This window comes from Micromonospora sp. DT229, assembly GCF_049844505.1.
Lineage (GTDB): Bacteria > Actinomycetota > Actinomycetes > Mycobacteriales > Micromonosporaceae > Micromonospora.
Genome location: NZ_JBNCLD010000003.1, coordinates 326,613 through 345,735, shown reverse-complemented (window position 1 = coordinate 345,735; position 19,123 = coordinate 326,613). Strand labels below are relative to the sequence as shown.

Annotated in this window: 20 protein-coding genes; 4 read left to right on the top strand and 16 right to left on the bottom strand. The window is 71.5% G+C overall.

The features are described 5' to 3' along the window. The first annotated feature begins 12 nt into the window (after positions 1–12). Positions 13–687 carry an amino acid ABC transporter permease gene (locus ACLQ2T_RS07090; protein ID WP_425765160.1) on the top strand — a complete coding sequence of 225 codons (675 nt, stop codon included), beginning with the start codon at positions 13–15 and terminating at the stop codon, positions 685–687. Then, positions 687–1,559 (top strand): amino acid ABC transporter permease, encoded by an 873-nt coding sequence (locus tag ACLQ2T_RS07085; protein WP_425765159.1) that lies wholly within the window; start codon positions 687–689, stop codon positions 1,557–1,559. Before ACLQ2T_RS07090 ends, ACLQ2T_RS07085 begins: the two co-directional genes overlap by 1 nt. A 136-nt stretch (positions 1,560–1,695) precedes the next feature. Here the strand turns inward: ACLQ2T_RS07085 and rny are convergent, their stop codons facing one another. From rny to ACLQ2T_RS07040, 9 genes are all read right to left on the bottom strand, one after another. Further along, on the bottom strand, positions 1,696–3,462 hold the full coding sequence (gene rny / locus ACLQ2T_RS07080) for a ribonuclease Y (protein WP_425765158.1): 1,767 nt from the start codon (positions 3,460–3,462) through the stop codon (positions 1,696–1,698). Continuing rightward, positions 3,459–3,605, bottom strand: coding sequence for a hypothetical protein (locus ACLQ2T_RS07075; RefSeq protein ID WP_425765157.1), 147 nt, complete (start codon positions 3,603–3,605; stop codon positions 3,459–3,461). Before ACLQ2T_RS07075 ends, rny begins: the two co-directional genes overlap by 4 nt. A gap of 476 nt (positions 3,606–4,081) precedes the next feature. After that, complete coding sequence (locus ACLQ2T_RS07070) at positions 4,082–4,786, bottom strand: 3-keto-5-aminohexanoate cleavage protein (protein ID WP_425765156.1); 705 nt, start codon at positions 4,784–4,786, stop codon at positions 4,082–4,084. A 26-nt stretch (positions 4,787–4,812) separates the two neighbouring features. After that, on the bottom strand, positions 4,813–5,505 hold the full coding sequence (locus tag ACLQ2T_RS07065; RefSeq protein ID WP_425765155.1) for a regulatory protein RecX: 693 nt from the start codon (positions 5,503–5,505) through the stop codon (positions 4,813–4,815). Between the two features lie 8 nt (positions 5,506–5,513). Further along, positions 5,514–6,560, bottom strand: a complete 1,047-nt coding sequence (gene recA / locus ACLQ2T_RS07060) for a recombinase RecA (protein WP_119573308.1) — start codon at positions 6,558–6,560, stop codon at positions 5,514–5,516. A gap of 185 nt (positions 6,561–6,745) precedes the next feature. Next, complete coding sequence (locus ACLQ2T_RS07055) at positions 6,746–6,946, bottom strand: DUF3046 domain-containing protein (RefSeq protein ID WP_425765154.1); 201 nt, start codon at positions 6,944–6,946, stop codon at positions 6,746–6,748. Further along, positions 6,937–8,301: an MFS transporter gene (locus ACLQ2T_RS07050; protein ID WP_425765153.1), complete on the bottom strand. Its 1,365-nt coding sequence runs from the start codon at positions 8,299–8,301 to the stop codon at positions 6,937–6,939. Before ACLQ2T_RS07050 ends, ACLQ2T_RS07055 begins: the two co-directional genes overlap by 10 nt. A 227-nt stretch (positions 8,302–8,528) precedes the next feature. Further along, positions 8,529–9,221, bottom strand: coding sequence for a UdgX family uracil-DNA binding protein (locus tag ACLQ2T_RS07045; protein WP_425765152.1), 693 nt, complete (start codon positions 9,219–9,221; stop codon positions 8,529–8,531). A gap of 263 nt (positions 9,222–9,484) precedes the next feature. Then, entirely contained in the window at positions 9,485–10,825 is a 1,341-nt protein-coding gene (locus tag ACLQ2T_RS07040) for an aminotransferase class I/II-fold pyridoxal phosphate-dependent enzyme (RefSeq protein ID WP_425765151.1), read from the bottom strand. Positions 10,826–10,859: 34 nt separating this feature from the next. Between ACLQ2T_RS07040 and ACLQ2T_RS07035 the strand changes: the two genes are divergently transcribed. After that, the gene (locus tag ACLQ2T_RS07035; protein ID WP_425765150.1) at positions 10,860–12,101 is read left to right on the top strand and encodes a bifunctional pyridoxamine 5'-phosphate oxidase family protein/GNAT family N-acetyltransferase; all 1,242 of its coding nucleotides are present in this window, start codon (positions 10,860–10,862) and stop codon (positions 12,099–12,101) included. Beyond that, positions 12,101–12,763: a leucine efflux protein LeuE gene (leuE, locus tag ACLQ2T_RS07030; RefSeq protein WP_425765149.1), complete on the top strand. Its 663-nt coding sequence runs from the start codon at positions 12,101–12,103 to the stop codon at positions 12,761–12,763. The genes ACLQ2T_RS07035 and leuE overlap by 1 nt, the downstream gene beginning before the upstream one ends. Positions 12,764–12,776: 13 nt before the next feature. Here the strand turns inward: leuE and ACLQ2T_RS07025 are convergent, their stop codons facing one another. The 7 genes from ACLQ2T_RS07025 to ACLQ2T_RS06995 all read right to left on the bottom strand — a co-directional run bounded on the left by ACLQ2T_RS07025 (position 12,777) and on the right by ACLQ2T_RS06995 (position 19,122). Continuing rightward, the gene (locus ACLQ2T_RS07025) at positions 12,777–13,685 is read right to left on the bottom strand and encodes a sporulation protein (protein ID WP_425765148.1); all 909 of its coding nucleotides are present in this window, start codon (positions 13,683–13,685) and stop codon (positions 12,777–12,779) included. Positions 13,686–13,696: 11 nt separating this feature from the next. Continuing rightward, positions 13,697–14,764 carry a hemolysin family protein gene (locus ACLQ2T_RS07020; protein WP_425765147.1) on the bottom strand — a complete coding sequence of 356 codons (1,068 nt, stop codon included), beginning with the start codon at positions 14,762–14,764 and terminating at the stop codon, positions 13,697–13,699. Beyond that, positions 14,761–16,113, bottom strand: a complete 1,353-nt coding sequence (locus ACLQ2T_RS07015) for a hemolysin family protein (RefSeq protein WP_425765146.1) — start codon at positions 16,111–16,113, stop codon at positions 14,761–14,763. Before ACLQ2T_RS07015 ends, ACLQ2T_RS07020 begins: the two co-directional genes overlap by 4 nt. 237 nt (positions 16,114–16,350) lie before the next feature. Further along, positions 16,351–16,776 carry a monovalent cation/H(+) antiporter subunit G gene (gene mnhG / locus ACLQ2T_RS07010; RefSeq protein WP_425765145.1) on the bottom strand — a complete coding sequence of 142 codons (426 nt, stop codon included), beginning with the start codon at positions 16,774–16,776 and terminating at the stop codon, positions 16,351–16,353. After that, entirely contained in the window at positions 16,773–17,036 is a 264-nt protein-coding gene (locus ACLQ2T_RS07005) for a monovalent cation/H+ antiporter complex subunit F (protein WP_425765144.1), read from the bottom strand. The genes mnhG and ACLQ2T_RS07005 overlap by 4 nt, the downstream gene beginning before the upstream one ends. Further along, a complete protein-coding gene (locus ACLQ2T_RS07000) occupies positions 17,033–17,623 on the bottom strand; it encodes a Na+/H+ antiporter subunit E (RefSeq protein WP_425765143.1) in 591 nt (196 codons plus the stop codon). Before ACLQ2T_RS07000 ends, ACLQ2T_RS07005 begins: the two co-directional genes overlap by 4 nt. Continuing rightward, on the bottom strand, positions 17,620–19,122 hold the full coding sequence (locus ACLQ2T_RS06995; protein WP_425765142.1) for a Na+/H+ antiporter subunit D: 1,503 nt from the start codon (positions 19,120–19,122) through the stop codon (positions 17,620–17,622). The genes ACLQ2T_RS07000 and ACLQ2T_RS06995 overlap by 4 nt, the downstream gene beginning before the upstream one ends. Position 19,123 lies beyond the last annotated feature (1 nt).

Here is a 19,123-nt window from a genome sequence, read left to right as displayed (position 1 = left end):
GGGAGCCGAAGCATGCACGTATTCTCTGATCCGAAGAACTTCGACGCGTACGTGTCGGGTTTCCTCTGGATCCTCAAGCTGACCGGCGCGTCAGCGGCCACCGCGCTGGTGCTCGGCGTGTTGCTGGCCGCGATGCGGGTCTCCCCCGTACCCGTACTGCGCGGCTTCGGCGCAGCCTGGGTCAACATCTTCCGTAACACCCCGCTCACGCTGGTCGTCTTCTTCTGCTACTTCGGCCTGTTCGTCACCCTCGGGCTGAGCCTGTCGCAGGAGCTGGACCTCAACGTCTTCTGGCTCGGCGTGATCGGCCTGTCGACCTACACCTCCGCGTTCGTCTGTGAGGCGGTCCGCTCCGGCATCAACACCGTGCCGACCGGGCAGGCCGAAGCGGCCCGGGCCATCGGGCTGACCTTCGGGCAGACCCTGCGGATCGTGGTCCTGCCGCAGGCCGCGCGTTCGGTGATCGCGCCGTTCGGCAGCATCCTCATCGCGCTCTGCAAGAACGCCACGATCGTCGGCACCATCGGGTTGATGGAGTCCTCCAACGTGATGAAGGACCTGATCAACTTCAACGGTGACGCCGTCATCCAGATCTTCCTGGTCTTCGCCGGCACGTTCGCCGCGCTCCTCATCCCCACCGGCTACTTCTTCGGCTGGCTGGCCAACAAACTGGCGGTGAAGCGCTGATGAGCACCAGCAGCGTCCTCTACGACCACCCGGGGCCACGCGCCAAGGTGCGCAACACCGTCCTCAGCGTGGTCTTCGGTGTCGCCCTGCTCGGGTTGGTCTACTGGATCTACACCAAGTTCGACCAGGCGAACCAGTTGGAAGCCTGGCTGTGGAAGCCGTTCACCGAGCCGAAGACCTGGACCCAGTTCATCGTGCCGGGCCTGTGGGCCACCCTCAAGGCGGCCGGGGTGGGCATGTTGCTCTCCCTGGCCTTCGGCATCATCTTCGCGGTCGCCCGGCTCTCCGACCACTTGTGGATCAGCATTCCGGCCGGTGCGATCGTGGAGTTCTTCCGGGCCGTACCCCTGCTGTTGATGATCTTCTTCATCTTCTACGGCCTGCCGTACGTGATCAACGGGCCGGTGAACGCCTTCTGGGCCGTGGTGATCGGTCTGACCCTCTACAACGGATCGGTGCTCGCCGAGGCCTTCCGCGCCGGCATCCGGTCCGTGCCCGGTGGGCAGGCCGAGGCGGCGTACGCGATCGGTATGCGCAAGAGCCAGGTCATGCAGCTGATCCTGATCCCGCAGGCGGCCCGGGCCATGCTGCCGATCATCGTCAGCCAGCTGGTGGTGCTGCTCAAGGACACCGCACTGGGCTACATCGTGGCCTACCCCGAGCTGCTCCAGCGGGGTGTCAACGACCTCGCCGCCAACTACGGCAACATCATCCCGGCGGCGATCGTGATCGCGGTGATCTACATCATCATCAACTCGCTGCTGACCGCCTTCGCCGGTTGGCTGGAGCGCCGCACCGCCACCCGTCGGGCGCGCAAACCGCGTAACAACCAGGCCCCGGCCAACGCCACCACGGTCGAGCCGCAAGGCTGAGCGAACCTCGACGTACGCGACAGGGCCGGCCCATTCGGGCCGGCCCTGTCGTTTCAGTCTGTGGTGGTGCGCCCCGAAGGCGTGCCCCGCCGCGCCGCTGGTGTGCCCCGCCCCGCCGCTGCGGCCGGGCCCTCGGTCAGCGGGCGATCTCGGTGACCCGGGACTCGCGGACCACGGTCACCCGGATCTGACCCGGATAGGTCAGCTCCTCCTCGATCTGCTTGGCCACGTCCCGGGCCAGCACCGCCGCGCCGATGTCGTCCACGTCGTCCGGCTTGACCATCACCCGGATCTCCCGACCGGCCTGCATGGCGAAGACCTTCTCCACACCGAGCTTGCCGGCCGCGATCTCCTCGATCCGCTCCAGCCGCTTCACGTACGCCTCCAGGCTCTCCCGCCGTGCCCCCGGCCGACCCCCCGAGCAGGCGTCCGAGGCCTGGGTCAGCACCGCCTCGACGGTCTGCGGCGGCACCTCGTTGTGGTGCGCCTCGATGGCGTGCACCACGTCCTCGCTCTCGCCGTACTTGCGGGCCACGTCGGCGCCGATGATGGCGTGGCTGCCCTCCACCTCATGGGTGAGCGCCTTGCCGATGTCGTGCAGGAAGGCCGACCGCTTGATCAGTGGCACGTCCAGGCGCAGTTCGGCGGCCATGACGCCGGCGATGTGCGCGGTCTCCACCAGATGCTTGAGCACGTTCTGCCCGTACGAGGTGCGGTAGCGCAGCCGCCCCAACAGGGTGACCAGCTCCGGGTGGATCTCGGTGATGCCGACCTCCACCAGGGCGTCCTCGGCGGCCCGCTGGCACAGCTGGTCCACCTCCTGCCGAGCCAACTCGTGCACCTCCTCGATGCGGTGCGGATGGATCCGCCCGTCCAGCACCAGCTTCTCCAGGGTCAGCCGACCCACCTCCCGACGTACCGGGTCGAAGCAGGACAGCAACACCGCCTCGGGGGTGTCGTCGATGATCAGGTTGACCCCGGTGACCGACTCGAAGGCCCGGATGTTGCGGCCCTCCCGGCCGATGATCCGACCCTTCATCTCGTCACCCGGCAGATGCAGCACACTGACCACGCTCTCGGCGGTCTGCTCACTGGCCACCCGCTGGATCGCGTCGACCACGATGTGCCGGGCCCGCTGTTCCGCGGTGGAGCGGGCATCCGACTCGATCTCCCGCACCAGCAGCGCTGCCTCCCGCTTGGCCTGGCCCTCGATGGTCTCCACCAGCTCGGTCCGGGCGGCGTCGGCGGTCAACCCCGCCACCCGCTCCAACTCGCGCCGCCGCTGGCTCTCCGCCTCGGCCAGCTCCGCCTCCCGGGCCGTCAGGGCGGCCTCCCGGGCGGCGAGAGCGGCACTGACCGCGGTCAACTGCCGCTCCCGCTCGGCGAGTCGCTCCACCTCCTCGGTGTGCATCCGCTCCCGCTCGTCCATCCGGGCCGCCCGCCGCTCCACCTCGGCCGCCTGCTCCCGGGTGGTCGCGGCGAGCACCGCCACCTCCCGCTCACCACTGCGCCGGGCCGCGTTGCGCAACTGCTCGGCGTCCGCCTCGGCCTGCTTGTGCGCCCGTTCCAGCACGGTGTCCGCCTCGGCACGGGCGTCGTCGAGGACCCGCCGCGCCTCCGCCCGGGCCGCCTTGGCCTCAGCCCGGGCCGCCGCCGCCTCAGCCCGGGCCGCCGCCGCCGCGGACTTCGCCACATCAATGGTGCTGTTCGCCTCGTCGGCGGCCGTCCGCAGCGCGGCCAGGGACTGCTCCTGGCGGTCCTTCTCGGCGATGTACGCCGGATCCTCCGGCACCGGTCGCGTCTGTAGCCCGCGCAGCACCCGCGCCCCGAAGACCGCCGCGGCGAGCACCACCACGGTCAGCACCAACACGACGATCAGGAGTACGACGTCCAGTGCCCTCATGCCGGCACCCCGCCCTGTCGAAGGGCCGCAGAGCCCGACCTGTCAGCGCCCGGCCGCAACACCGGATCCGGGTGCCCGGAGCTCTGCTCATCCTCGTCGGCGGCGCCGGAGTCCGCGCCGGCCCGCCCGCCACGCTCGCTCATGCCGGCCACCTGGTGAACCTCTGTCGCCCCGCCATGGCGCGCCTCCCCTGAACGTCGCGCCGTAGGACCCGCCGGTGGGCGTGCTCCTACGGCTCTGGACGCCCGACCGGAGCGCAGGCCGCGGATAGCTCTCCCTGCCGACGGGGCCCGTGGGACCGTCGGCAGGCCAGGTGCAGTTGTCGCCTCGGCCTCGGACCGGCCTGTCCGAAGCTGGCGTCAGTGGCCGTTGACGCTGGCCAAAGTGATGCTGTTCTGTTACGCGATCTATGTTGTGCGCTTAGCCTGCGCTTGGTCGGGCAATGTGAGCCTTTATGGCGAGGCTAGGTCTCCGAGGGCCTCCGGTCAAGAAGTCATGATCAAACCACCCAGACGGAGCGAAGTTGTGTCGTGACGCTGCGCTGAGCACGAGTCGGTCAGACCGACACAATCGAGACGATTATCCACCCGGATCCCCGGCCACGGCCCAGCGGCCCGGGTCAACCGGCACCCAGTGCGGCGGCGGCAGCCACCAGAGCGACGTTGTCCGGCGCCGGCGACCCGTCCGGCAGCCGCAGGGTGTCCTCCAGCCCGATCCGGGTGGCCAGGCCCCGCCGGACCGCCTCCGTCAACACCGCCCAGACCCCGGCACCCTCGGCGTGCAACAGCACCGCAGGCCCTCCCGGCGGGAGCGCGTCGAGCATAGCGGCCGCCTCGGCCAGGGCATCCTCCGGCGCGGGCGCCATGCACTCCACCAGCACCCGGCCGACCGGCACCCGCCAACCGAGGTAGGCCTCGACCGCCGGGACCGTCCAGAGCCCGGCCTCCACCATGACCCCCCGCTCGTGCAGGGCCCGCGCCACCGCCTCCGCCCCGGGCTCGTGCGCGTTGACCGAGGCGAAGTCGGGCAGCACCGTCCAGGACTGCACCGCCGCCACCCGGGCCTGCGGATCCGGTTCGATCCACGCCCCGGTGCTCACCCCCACCAACAGGCCCGGCACCGCCGCGCGGATCGCCACGAGGGCATCAGCGACGACCCCCGGCCCCAGGGACTCCACCCCCTCGGCGGTACGCGGATGGACGTGCACCGCAGTGACCCCCAGCCCGGCGCACCGGGCCACGTCGGCCGCCAACTCGGCAGGGCTCAACGGCACGGCAGGATGGCTGTCGCGGCCACGGTTCCCGTTGAGGCAACCCTGCAACATGCTCGCGCCTCCTGTCGGCCGGGCGGTCACCCCTCGGTGTCGGCCAGGGCGTCCGCGTCGATCTGCTCGGCGAACTCGGCCGCCTCGGCGCTCTGCGCGGCCAGGGCCTCCTTGACCGCCCGGATCGCCACCCCCGGTGGGTAGCCCTTGCGAGCCAACATGCCGACCAGCCGCCGGAACACCGCCTCCGGCTCACCCCGGACGGTACGCAGCTTCCGCTGCACCAGAGCACGGGCCGTCTCCGCCTCGGTGTTCTCGTCCAACTCCTCCAGGGCCGCGCTGGCGGTGTCCCCGTCCACCCCGCGTTGCCGCAGCTCGTTGGCCAAGGCCCGGCGGGCCAGCCCACGACCGGAGTGCCGACTACTCACCCAGGCCCGAGCGAACGCGGCGTCGTCGATGATGCCGACCTCGTCGTAACGGTCGAGAACCTCGCCGGCGGTCTCCTCGGAGATGCCCCGCCGGGCCAGCGCGGTGGCCAACTCGGCGCGGGTGCGGGGGCGGACCGCCAGTTGCCGCAGGCAGATCTCCCGAGCCACCTCGGCCTCGTCCCGAGGGGTGGCAGCCGCCTGGTCGGCCTCGTCCCGCCCGGCGGCACCGGGGCCCGGTGTGGGCTCGTCGCCGGACGTGCGGCGGCCCCGGCGCGGACGCGGTGTGGAATCGCCCGTGCGGGGCGGACTGGCATCCCAGCCCCGCCCCGTACGGGCACGTCGTCCAGTCACTGATCAGATCAGAAGTCGACCGGCGGCAGCTCCGGGCCACCGGCGGCATCGCCCGCGCCGACCCCGACGCCGAGCTTCTCCAGGATCTTCTTCTCGATCTCGGCGGCCACGTCCGGGTTCTCCCGGAGGAACTCGCGGGCCTTCTCCTTGCCCTGGCCGAGCTGGTCGCCCTCGTAGGTGTACCAGGCGCCGGACTTCCGGATGATCGCCTGCTCGACACCGACGTCGATCAGCGAGCCCTCGCGGGAGATGCCCTTGCCGTACATGATGTCGAACTCGGCCTGCTTGAACGGAGAGGCGACCTTGTTCTTCACGACCTTGACCCGGGTGCGGTTACCGACCACGTCGGTGCCGTCCTTCAGGCTCTCGATGCGCCGCACGTCGAGCCGGACCGAGGCGTAGAACTTCAACGCCCGACCACCCGTGGTCGTCTCGGGACTCCCGAACATGACCCCGATCTTCTCGCGGAGCTGGTTGATGAAGATCGCGGTGGTGCCGGTGTTGTTGAGCACACCGGTGATCTTCCGCAGCGCCTGGCTCATCAGCCGGGCCTGGAGACCCACGTGGCTGTCGCCCATCTCACCCTCGATCTCGGCGCGCGGCACCAGCGCGGCCACCGAGTCGATCACGATGATGTCCAGCGCGCCGGAGCGGACCAGCATGTCCGCGATCTCCAGCGCCTGCTCACCGGTGTCCGGCTGGGAGACCAGCAGGGCGTCGGTGTCGACACCGAGGGCCTTGGCGTACTCCGGGTCGAGTGCGTGCTCGGCGTCGATGAAGGCGGCGATGCCGCCGTTGCGCTGGGCGTTGGCCACCGCGTGCAGGGCGACCGTGGTCTTACCGCTGCTCTCCGGGCCGTAGATCTCGATGACCCGCCCCCGGGGCAGGCCACCCACGCCGAGGGCGACGTCGAGGGCGATGGAACCGGTGGGGATGATCGCGGTCTGCACGACCGGCCGCTCCCCCAGCCGCATCACCGAGCCCTTGCCGAACTGTTTGTCGATCTGAGCGAGAGCAAGGTCGAGCGCCTTCTCCCGGTCGGGCCCTGCCGCCATCGTTGCCACCCCTGCCTTCACCGGCGTCTTTCCTGAGCTTCGCGTCACGCGACACACGCTAGGCGCTAGGTCCGACAGAAAACCAGCCGACCGGCCGTGACCTGTGGACGAGCACCTCGCTGTGGACAATAGCCGAACAGGTGTACGAGTCGGCAACAGACACGCGGAAGTAACGAATCGGCTGCTCAGCGTAGCCGGGTCGGCACCCGGTCGGGATAGGCGGCGACCACCGCACGCCACACCACGTGGGTCTGCTCACCGTCGGCGAGGGCCTGCTCGATGGTTCGCCCACCGAGCTGCGACAGCACCTGGTCGCGGGCGATGCTGGCCGCGTAGCCCGGCCCGAAAGCCTCCTCCAGCCGCGTCCAGAAGTCCGTCAGCCGCACTGTGCCCGCCCTTCCTCCTCCGGTACGCCCGGCCGCACCGGACGCAACGCTAGTGCCAGCAGCGGTGCCACCGCGACCGCGGCGAGCAGGCTCAGCACCGGATAGCCCGCCCACTCCATGACGAAACCGCTGACCGCCCCGGCCAGGGCACCGGCCAACCCCATCAGCAGGTCGGACAGGCCCTGGGCGTGCGGTCGTACCGCGTCCGGCACCGACTCCGACAGCAGGGTGGAGCCGGCCACCATGGTCGCCGACCAGCCCAGCCCGAGCAGCACCAGCCCGACGGCGAGCCGGAAAGTGCTGTGCCCGGCGGTACCGGCGACCGCGCAGGCGGCCAGCAGCATGCCGACCCCGCCGAGGATGACCCCGCGCCGACCGAGCCGGTCGGCCAGCCAGCCGACCAGCGGCGCCAACGCGTACATGCCGGCGATGTGCAGGCTGAGCACCAGGCCGACCACCGGGAGCACCTCCTCGACGGGATAGTGGTCCCGCAGGTGCACCGGGGCCATCGCCATCACCGCCACCATCACCAGGTGACCGACCGCCACGGCGGCGACGCCGAGCCGGGCGGCGGGCTGGGCGCGTACCACCAGCCAGCCGGCCCGCAGGCCCGCGCCGCGCCCGGCCGACGGCGCGGTGGGCAACTTGACCGGCGTCCCCGCACCGGCCTCGGCCGGCTCGGTGGCGGGGTTCGCGGCGGCCCGGGCCGCCGCGAACCGGCGGGCGGTGAGCAGCGGGTCCGGTCGCAACCACAGCAGCAGTACGCCGGCGGCCAGCAGGAACGCCACCGTGCTGAAGGCGAACGGGCCGGACAGTGGTGGCAGTCCCCAACCCCCACCGGCCCGGTCGGCGAGCGCGGCGAAGTTCGGTGCCGCCACCGCGCCGACCGTGGTGGCCCAGACGATCAGTGACAGTTGCCGGGCCCGGCGGTTCGGCGCGGCGAGATCGACCGCGGCGTAGCGGGCCTGGAGATTGGCCGCGGAGCCGCCACCGAACATGAGCATGCCGAGAAAGAGCAGCGGGATCGACCCGCTCGCCGCGGCGAGCACCACCAGGGCCCCGCCCACGGCGCCGACACCGTACGCGAAGGCCAGGCCCGGGCGACGGCCGTGTCGGGTGATGATCCGGGTGACCGGGATGGCGAGCAGGGCACCGCCGACCACGGAGGCGCTCAGCACCAGGCCGGAGACCGCGGTGCCGGCGATCTCGGCAGCGAGCAGCCCGCCCACGGCGATGCCGATGGTCACCCCGATGCCACCGATGATCTGGGTGCTGAACAGCAGGCGCAGGGTACGCCGCTGGATCGGCACGATGTCGGGCGGCGCGGATGCCGTGATGGTCAGATCGGTGGTCAACGCTCTTCCTCGGCTTCCGTCACAGTCCCAGGCCGCACCCGAAGATCTCTTTCTTGATCTCGATCGACCACGGACCGGCCGCACCGCCGTCCCCTGTGGGCCTGGCAGGCATGTCGGGGGCGACCCATCGACACTCCGCAGGCAGCGTACTCGTGTCCACCAGCAGGGGCGGGCACCCCGCAGCCGGGGCCGAGTTCCGGGCAGTGGCCGGGTTTACCGGGCAGTGGTCAGGTGAGGGCACGCGCGGCGACGGTCAGGTCGGCGACCAGTCCTTCGTACGCCTTGTCCTGGTCGTCCGCGCGGAGCACGGCGGAGGGGTGGATGGTGGCCAGCAGGCGGGCCGACGGCGCGTCGGTGGTATCTCCGGCGCTGTCCACCGGTACCCGTTGAAAGTCCTCGGGGTGCTGGGCGGCGGCCGGCCAGGGCAGCAGTTCGCCACGCTGGCGGGTGACCCGGAAACCCGGACCGAGCAGGGCCTTCGCAGCGGTAGCGCCGAGCACCACGATGACCTGCGGGTTCAGCTTGGTGAACTCGGCGACCAACCAGGGTCGACAGGCGGTGATGTGCACCTGGTCCGGGGTCTGGTGAATGCGTCGCCTGCCGCGCAACTCGAATCGGAAGTGCTTCACGGCGTTGGTGAGGTAGATGTGGCCGGGGTCGAGCCCCGCGTCGTCGACCGCGCGACGCAGCAGCCGGCCCGCGGGGCCGACGAAGGGCAGCCCCTTCTGATCCTCCATGTCGCCGGGTTGCTCACCGACGAAGACCAGCCGGGCGGTGGCGTCACCCCGGCCGAAGACGGTCTGCGAGGCGTCCCGGTACAGCTCGCAGCCCCGACAACCGGCAGCGGCCGCGCGCAGGTCGTCGAGGGTCTCCGCCTGCGGTGGGATGAACTGCTGCGCCCCGGGCGCAATATCGACCATGCCCACCTTTCTACCCGCCCCACCCACCCCAGTCCCCTCCACCCCGCCACGCCACCCCGCCACGCCACCCCCGAGAACCCCGAGCACCCCGAGCACCCCGAGCACCCGCGCCGATCACCCGCGCCGATCATGCACTTTTGGTCTCCCTTTTGCACACGAATACGAGGTATGCCCCGACCAAAAGTGCAAGATCGCGGGGGACGGAGGGCGCGGCGGGGCGCGGCGCGCGGGGCACGCGGTGGGGGTGGGGTGGGTGGGGTGGGTTAGGTGGTGAAGTGGGGGGGTGGGGTGGGGTGGGCGGCTTGGGTGAGGGTTTGGGTCAGGGGGTGGAGGTCTGGGTCGGTGAGGGGGCTGACGGTGAGGCGTAGGGCGGGCGGGCTGGCGATGCGGAAGAGGGCGCCGGGGGCGGCCAGCCAGCCGGCGTCGCGCAGCACGGTGGAGGCGACGGTTTCGTCGGTCACCGGGATCCACACGTTGAGCCCACTGCGGCCGTGTGCGGTCAGGCCGCGTTCGGCGAGGGCCTCGACGAGTCCACGTCGGCGGCGTTCGTAGCTGTCGGCGGCCCGTTCGATCAGGGCGGTCACCGCCGGGTCGCGCCACAGGGACAGCACCAGCCGCTGCGCCACGGTGGAGACCCAGCCGGTGCCGACCCGGGTACGGCCGGCCACCCGGGCCACCGTGGTCTCGTCTCCGGCCAGCACGGCCAGGCGCAGGTCGGGGCCGAAGGGTTTGCTCACCGAGCGGAGGAAGGCCCAGTGGGCGGTCGCCCCGGCCAGCGGGTGCAGCGGTACCCGGGCCAGTTCGGCGGCGTGGTCGTCCTCGATCAGCAGTACGTCGGCGCGACCGGCCAGCAGGTCACGCAGGGCGGCGGCGCGGTCGGCGGAGACGGCCGCGCCGGTGGGGTTCTGGGCGCGACTGGTCACGATGAGCGCCCGGGCCCCGGCGGCGAGCGCGGCGGCCACCCCGGCGACCAGTGGGCCGTCGTCGTCGACCGGTACGCCGATCGGGCGCAGGCCCAGGGCGGCGATGAGGTCGAGTTGGTTGGCCCAGCCGGGATCCTCCACGGCCACCGCGTCCCCGGGGCGCAGCCAGGTGGTGAGGAGTCGCTCGATGCCGTCGAGCGCGCCGCCGCTGAGGGTCAGGTCGGTGGCGGGTACGCCGTCGGCGGCCAGCCGTTCACGCGCCGCCTCGGCGAATTCGGGCAGGGTGCCGGCGTCGGAGTAGCTGGTCGCCGGGCCGATGGTGTCGGCCAGCGCGGCCAGGTGGGGGCCGAGCGGTGGCAGCAGCCGGAGGTCCGGTTCGCCTCGGGACAGGTCGCGCAGTCCGGCGCCGGATGGCGGGTGCAGGGCGGACCGGCGGGCGGCTACCGGTGGGCGGGGGCGTACCCGGGTGCCGTGCCGGCCGGCGGTGACGATGAGTCCACGTCGGCGCAGTTCGGCGTAGGCGCGGGAGACCGTGGCCGGGCTGACGGCCAGGGCGGCGGCGAGCACCCGCACCGGCGGCAGGGGGTCGCCGGGGGTCAGGGCGGCGTCGCGGATGCCGGACTCGATGCTGGCGGAGATCTCGGCGGCCGTCGCACCGGTCACCTGATATCGTGCTGACACAAATTCAGTATTGTACTAGAACAAAGGCGGGAGCATGTACGCGCCGACTGCCCGAACCACCGCCAGCCGCTCCCGGGAGCGGATGAGCTACGACCGGGACGCCGCCCACGCCGTGCTGGACGAGGCGTACCACTGCGCCCTCGGATTCACCGTGGACGGCGAGCCCCGGGTGCTGCCCACCCTGCACGTACGCCTCGGCGACACCCTCTACCTGCACGGCTCCACCGGCAGCCGGCCCCTGCTGGCCGCCCGGGGTGAGGGGTTGCCGGTCTGCGTGGCCGTCACCCTGCTGGACGGCCTGGTCTACGCCCGCTCGCAGTTCCACCACAGCGCCAACTACCGCTCGGTCATCGCGCACGGCACCGCCCGGCTGGTCACCGACGCCGCCGAGAAGGCCGAGGTGCTGACCGCCCTGGTCGACAAGGTCGGCCCCGGCCGCGCGGCGGACAGCCGGCCGCCGAACCGGCGGGAACTGGCCGAGACCGCCGTGCTGGCGTTGCCACTGACGGAGGTCTCCGTACGCGCCCGCGCCGGTGGCGTCAACGAAGACCCGGCCGACCACGCGCTGCCGCACTGGGCCGGGGTGCTCCCGCTGCGGTTGACCGCCGGGCTGCCGGAGCCGGACCTCGGGGTCACCGTGCCGGTGCCGCCCTATCTGCGACCGGTCCACACCCCCTGGCACGAGCCCGTGGTGCTGGGCGGCGAGCACGTACTGCTGGAGCCGCTGGACCTGACCCATGCCGAGGACCTGTTCGGCGCCACCGCCGACCCGCAGGTGTGGCAGCATCTCGGCGCCCCTCAGCCGGTCACCGTGGACGAGTTGAGGACCGCCGTCGGGGCCTACCTGGCCGCCGGGCGACGGGGTGAGCAGGTGCCCTGGGTGCAGCGCTGCGCGGTGACCGGCGCGGTGGTCGGCACCACCTCGTACTACGAGATCGATCCCGAGCGGCGGTCGGTGGCCGTCGGGCACACCATCCTGGGTCGACCCTGGTGGCGTACCGGGATCAACACCGAGGCCAAGCTGCTGCTGCTGGAACGGGCCTTCGGCGAGTTGGAGGCGGTGCGGGTGGTCTGGCACACCGACATCCGCAACGAGCGATCCCAGCGCGCCATCGAACGGCTCGGCGCGACCCGGGAGGGGGTGCTGCGCAAGCACCGCCTGCGTCCGGACGGCTCCTGGCGGGACACCGTGCAGTATTCGATGACTGTCGAAGAGTGGCCGAATGCACAGGTCAGGCTGCGGGAAATGCTTCGCGCGCAGGCACCCTCGGCCTGATGATGTCCAGCGTGCTGGGGATCACCGACATCTGGACGTACGTGCTGGGCACCGTGGCCATCGTGCTGCTGCCCGGACCCAATTCGCTGTTCGTACTCTCCACCGCCGCGCAACGCGGGGTGGGCACCGGCTACCGGGCGGCGGGTGGGGTGTTCGTCGGCGACGGGGTGTTGATGTTCCTCTCCGCCGCCGGGGTGGCCTCGCTGCTCAAGGCGTATCCGCCGATCTTCCTCGTGATCAAGTACGTGGGTGCGGCGTACCTGGGCTATGTCGGGTTGACCATGCTGCTCGCGGCCTGGCGGCGCTGGCGGGACCGCAACGATCCCGCCACCCCGCGCCTCATCGACGCCGCCCGGCCGGCGGAGCTGCGCAGCCCCTTCCGCAAGGCGCTGGTGATCAGCCTGCTGAACCCGAAGGCGATCCTGTTCTTCGTCTCGTTCTTCATCCAGTTCGTCGACCCGACCTACCCCTGGCCGGCGTTGTCGTTCCTGCTGCTCGGCCTGATCGCCCAGGTCACCAGCGCGCTGTACCTGACCGCGTTGATCTTCGCTGGGACCTTCCTGGCCGCCCAGTTCCGGCGGCGGCGCCGGCTGTCCGCCGGTGCCACCTCGGCCGTCGGGGCCCTCTTCATCGGCTTCGGCCTCAAGCTCGCCCAGGGCTGAGATGCAGGAAGGCTCAGGTGCCGTCGCCGCCGGTGCCGGAACCACCGGCCGTGCCACCCAGTCCGTAGCCGGGCGGGACCGGCTCGTCGGGCGGGCGGCTGACATGGGCGGACTCGTTGATGGTCGCCGACCAGTCGGCGTGAGCCGCGGCGGCGGCGTGCCGGTTGATGGTCTCGCGTAGCCAGCCGTCGACCGTGGAGATCCAGTCTCGTTCGTCGGCGCCGACATGCCAGACCCGGAACCGGCTGATGCTGGTGTGGGTGATGCCGGCCAGCGCCAGCCGGCGATCGCACCAGAGGATCACCTCAAGGCCGGCGGAGTCGGCCACGAAGATCACTTCCAGTTCGGTGATCGGCCCGGCGTAGAGGGGGCCTACCCAGAAACCCCAGCGCTGGTGCAGGGGCAGGGTCTGCGCCACCCCGGGCAGCCGACCGTCGATCAGCCCGGCCTGACGTGCGCTGAAACCGAGGGTGTCCAGGGCCGCCAGGACATGCTGCTGGGTGGGCAGAGGGTGGACGAAGACCGGCACCATCGCGCCCTGGTCCAGCGCCGGTTCGATGGCCACCTCGGTACGCAGCCCCATCCGCAGGCTGAGCAGCGGTACGCCGCCGAGGGTGGTCAGCGGAGTCTCCCAGGGCAGCGGGAACTCGAAGGGGATCGTGCGGGCCCGACCCGCCCGCAGAACCAGGGCGTCGGAAACCTGCGCCTGGTGGAACTGCACCAGGCGGCGGGGGGCCTCCGGGTCGTCCGGCTCGACCGTGCTGACCAGGCCGAGCCGGACGTGGTAGACCGGCACGTCGACGGAACCGGCGATCAGGTTCACCCGCCCCGGCAGTCGTAGGCCGGGGCGGGTGCTCGGATTGGCCAACGTGGTCTGCACCGTCAGGCCGGTACCGCCCGGTGACACCCCCGTCAGCCGCATCCGTGTCGCTCTTACCTGAGTCGGCGCATCACGCGCGGGATCGGGTCGGTCTCGTCGTCGAACTCCCCGATGACCTCCTCCAGCAGGTCCTCCAGGGCGACGAAGCCGACCGGCCGGGTAGGCCCGGCACCGTTGCGGACCATGGCCAACTGCGACTGACGGGCCCGCATCACGGCCACCGCCTCGTTCACCGTCGCCGTGTCGGGCAGGGTGATCGCCTCGTTCATCAGATCCGCCGCGGTCGCCTCCGGCCGGACGGCGGTGGCTCGCACCGCCTCCCGTACGTGCACCAGGCCGACCACCTCACCGGCGGAGTCCAGCACCGCCAGCCGCGACCGGCCACTGTCCTGGCTGACCTGCTCGATCCGGTCGACCGGGTCGTCGTGGCGGACCGTCACCATCCGGTCGAAGGGCTCCATCACCTGGGCCACCGTGGTCCCCTGCAACGCCAGCATGCTGGTCAGCAGTTCGTGCTGGGCGGCACCGAGCAGGCCGTGCTCCCGGGACTGCTCCAGCAGCATCCGCAGCTCGTCCGGGCCGTGCACCTGAGCCAACTGGTCCTGCGGGTTGACCTTCACCAGCCGCAGCATCGCGTTGGCCAGCGCGTTGAGCGCGGACAGCACCGGCCGGGCCACCCGGGCGAAGGCCCGGAACGGCAGGGCCAGCAGCAGGGCGGACCGCTCCGGATGGGTGATCGCCCAGGACTTCGGTGCCATCTCGCCGACCACCAGGTGCAGGAAGGTGACCAGGCTCAGCGCGAAGATCAAGGCGATCACATGGCTGGCGCCCGAGGGCAGGCCGACGGCGTGCAGCAGCGGCCCCAACAGCCGTTCGATCGCCGGCTCGGCCAGGGCACCGAGGCCCAGGGTGCACAGGGTGATGCCCAGCTGTGCGCCGGCCAGCATCAGCGACAGCTCGCGTACGCCGTCGAGCGCGGCCTTGGCCGCCCGACCACCGCCGACTGCCGCCTGCTCCAGGCGGTAGCGCTTGCTCGCCACCAGCGCGAACTCGGCGGCGACGAAGAATCCGTTGAGCGCCAGCAGGATCACCGAGGTGATCAGCGCGAATCCGGTGCTCACGCGCTCACCTCCTCACGCCCGCCGGCGAGTTGCAGGCGAACCGAGTCGGCCACGTGCCGGTCGACCGCGAGCACCTCGACCAGGGCCCGCGGGCCGTCCTCGGTGTTGTCACCGTCGGCCGGCAGGCCGATCTCCAGTCGATCGCCGACCTCCGGCACCCGGCCCAGCTCCCGCATGACCAGCCCGGAGAGGGTGTCGTACTCGGGGTGTTCGGGCAGCGCGATGCCGGTGCTGTCGGCGACCTCGTCGATACGCCAGCGCGCCGGTACCACCCAGGAACCGTCGTCCTGTCGGGCCGGGGCCCGCTCCGGCGGGTCGTCCTCGTCGCGGATCGGGCCGACCAACTCCTCGGCGATGTCCTCCAGCGTGATCACCCCGGCGAAGCCGCCGTACTCGTCGACCACGCAGGCCAACTGCCGGTGTCCGGAGCGCAGCCGGTCCAGGACGATCGGCAGGGGCAGGGTCTCCGGCACCAGCAACGGTGCTCCGGCGACCTCGCTGATCGGAGTGGTGGCGCGCTGCGCCGGGGGTACCCGGAGCACGTCGGAGATGCCGACGACACCGATCAGGTCGTCCACCCCTTCGGCACCGCGTACCGGGAACCGGGAGCGGCCGGTGTCGAGCAGTTCGACCACCCGGCTGATGGTCTCGTCGGCGCGTACGGTGTGCACGTCGACCCGGGGCACCATGACCTCGCCCGCAGTCAGCTCACGGAAGTCGAGCCCTCGGTCGAGCAGTGCGGAGGTCTCCGCGTCGAGGTGACCTTCCAGGCGGGACTCGGCGATGATCCGTTCCAGGTCCTCCGGGGTGGCGCCGCTGGGCAGCTCCTCGATCGGCTCGATACCGAGGCGCCGCAGCAGCCGCACCGCGGCCCGGTCGAACAGTTTGATCAGTGGCCCGGCGAGGGTCATGTAGAGGAGGGTCGACCGGGCCAGGGCCCGGGCGACCCGCTCGGGCTCGGCGATGGCCAGGTTCTTCGGGGCCAACTCGCCCACCACCATCTGCACCACGGTCGCGATGACCAGCGCCAGTACGACGGAGAGCGGCAGGGTGACGCTGCTGGAGACCCCGGCCAGCCCGAGCAGCTCGGCCAGGCCGGCACCGAGGAACGGCTCGGCGACGTAACCGACCAGCAGGGCGGTGACGGTGATGCCGAGCTGGGCACCGGAGAGCATGAACGACAGCCGGGCGGTCACCTCCAGGGCCCGGGCGGAAACCTGGTCCCCCTCGGCGGCGCGTTGCTTGAGCTTGCCCCGGTCCACGGCGACGTAGCCGAATTCCTGCGCGACGAAGTAACCCGTCGCGACGGTCAGAAGGGTGATCAGAAGAAGACCGACGAGGATCAACACGGGACGCTCAGGGCTCCCGGGGCCGTCGGGTCGGGGGAATGCCGGGGCTTACCCGGCTGGCTACTGCTGCCCTCCTGGGCAGAAGAGTCGATCATGCGAGCCATTCTACCGGCCGAATCCGGCCCGTTGCTGAGGCTGCACCGTGTGCCCTGCGACGGTGTGGCGCGCCCGTCATCGCCACCTCCGCAAGCGCCGTCACCGCAGGTACCAGCTTCCTCAACAGCCCTCTCCGGTCACTCAGCGGTCGGCCAGTTCATCGACGTCGAGCAGGTCCCGATTCAGCCGGCCGGAGCGGTAGGCGGCCCGACCCACCATCTGGGCGGCGACCGGGGCGGTGGCCAGCTGGAAGACTCCGACCAGGGCGACCATGCCGAGATCAGCGGGGGTACGCAGCCGCAGCGCCACCCCGAGCAGCAGCAACAGCACGCCCAGCACCTGCGGCTTGGTGGCGGCGTGCATCCGGCTGAGGGTGTCGGGAAACCGCAGCACCCCGATGGCGGCGGCCAGGCTCAGCAGGGCCCCGGCGACCAGGCTGGCCGCACCGAGCCAGTCGGCCACCTCCGCCAGGGTGGGGCTCCAGTCGAGGGCCATCACCGCGCCGGCCTCCCCCGGCGCCGCCGCCTGGGACACCGCCTCGGCCGACCCGGCGGGCGGCGGTGTCACGGCTGGTCCCGGACGGCGAAGCGGGCCAGGGCCACCGAGCCGACGAAGCCGAGCAGCCCCAGCACCACCAGTACGGGCAGGGTGCTGGCATGCCGGTTGAGCGCCGCCTCCGCGCCCACCGCGCTGACCATCGTGGCGAGCAGCATGTCGGCGGCGACCACCCGGTCCAGCAGTGAGGGCCCCCGGTAGAGCCGCACCAGGGCGAGCAGGGCGGTCACTGACAGCAGACCGGCGATCACCAGGACCAGGACGAAGTTCACCAGGACTCCTTGTCTACGGAAACGGAGCGCACCTGACGCAACTCGGCGTCCGAACCGACCGCCGCGACGATCCGCCGCTCCACGATGCGGATCTGCCGGCGGGCGGCGACGAGGTCCGCCGGGCCGTGCACGTCGAGCACATGCACGTAGAGAACGGCGGCCTCCCGGTCCGTCTCCACGATCAAGGTGCCCGGTACGAGGGACAGCACCTCGGCGGTGAGCGCCAGGTTGAGGTCGGTGGGCACCCGCAGCCGGACCGCCACGACGGCCGACCGGGGCACATAGCCGGGCTGCACCGCGATCCGGGCCACGTGCAGGCTGGCCCGGACCAGTTCGGCGACGAACCGCACCCCGAACACCAGCAGGCCGGGCAGCCGCAGCCGGCCACCGAAGGTCACCGGCGGCAACGGGAAGAACAGCAGCACCGCGGCGGCCACCAGCAGGCCACCCAGCAGGTTCCCCCAGCTGAAGTCGCCCCAGAACAGGTTCCAGGCCAGCACCAGCCAGCCCACCGCGATCAGTCGGTCACGTCGGCGTCCCCGCCCGGCCGGTACCCCCTGCGGCCCCGCCGACCCCGGCCCGGTCACGGCGGCCCGCCCGGCAGGACGGCCTGGATGTACGGAGTGCGTTCCCGCAGGTCGACCGCCGCCCCCCTGGTCACCTCGAACAGGGGTCCCGCGACCACGGTCAGGGCCACTCCGAGGACCACCAGGGCGGTGGTGGCACCGACCGTCAGACCGGGCAGCGGGCCGCTCGGGTGGACGGTCTCGCAGGGGGCACGCCAGAACGCCAGGCTCCACACCCGGCTGGCCACGTAGAGGGTCAGCAGGCTGGTCACCGTGCCGACCGCGACCAGGGTCCAGGGCAGCACCCCTCCGACGGCCACCCCGGCCTGGAGCAGCCCGAGTTTGCCGAGGAAGCCGGAGAAGGGCGGGATGCCGGCGAGGTTCATGGCCGAGACGAAGAAGAGCAGCCCGAGCAGGGGCGCCACCCGGGCCAGTCCTCCCAGCCGACGCAGATCGGTGCTGCCGGTGCGTTGTTCGACCAGGCCGGCGACCAGGAAGAGGGTGGTCTGGATGGTGATGTGGTGCACCACGTAGAAGATCGCTCCGACCAGCCCGGCGACCGTGCTGAGCCCGACCCCGAAGATCATGTAGCCGATGTGGCTGACCAGGGTGAAGGAGAACAGTCGTTTCATGTCCGACTGGGCCACCGCGCCGAGGATGCCGACCAGCATGGTCAACCCGGCCACCACCAGCAGCAGGGTGCCCGCCTGGTCGCCGGGGAAGAGCAGGGTCTGGGTCCGGATGATCGCGTACACCCCGACCTTGGTGAGCAGTCCGGCGAAGACCGCGGTGACCGGGGCCGGGGCGGTCGGGTAGCTGTCCGGCAGCCAGGCCGACAGGGGGAAGACCGCCGCCTTGATGCCGAAGGCCAGCAGCAGCATCAGTTGCAGGCTCAGTCGGACCCCGTCAGGCAGGGCGTCCAGTCGGGCGGCGAGCTGGGCCAGGTTGAGGGTGCCGGTCGCCGCGTACACCAGGCCCACCGAGATCAGGAAGATCATCGAGGCCAGGACGTTGACCACCACGTAGGTGGAGCCGGTACGGATGCGCAGCCGGGTGCCGTTCAGGGTGATCAGGACGAAGCTCGCGGCGAGCAGCATCTCGAAGCCGACGTACAGGTTGAACAGGTCACCGGCGAGGAAGGCGTTGGTCACGCCCGCGGTCAGCACCAGATAGGTGGGGTGGAAGATGGCCAGCGGGGCGCTCTCGCCGGTCTCCCCCTGCCCCTGACCGATGGAGTAGAGCAGGACGCACAGGGTCACCGCCGAGGAGACGACGAGCATCAGCGCGGCCAGTTGGTCGGCCACCAGCACGATGCCGACCGGGGCGGGCCAGGCGCCGATCTCGACGACCAGTGGTCCGTGCCGGTACGACCGCACCAGCAGCAGCACCGCCACCAGCAGGGTGGCGCCCAGGCAGCTGACGCTGACCAACCGCTGCGGCAGCGGCCGGTTCGCCAGCAGCAGGGTCAGGGCCGCCCCCAGCAACGGCAGCAGCACCGGCAGCGGTACGAGGGCGTTCATC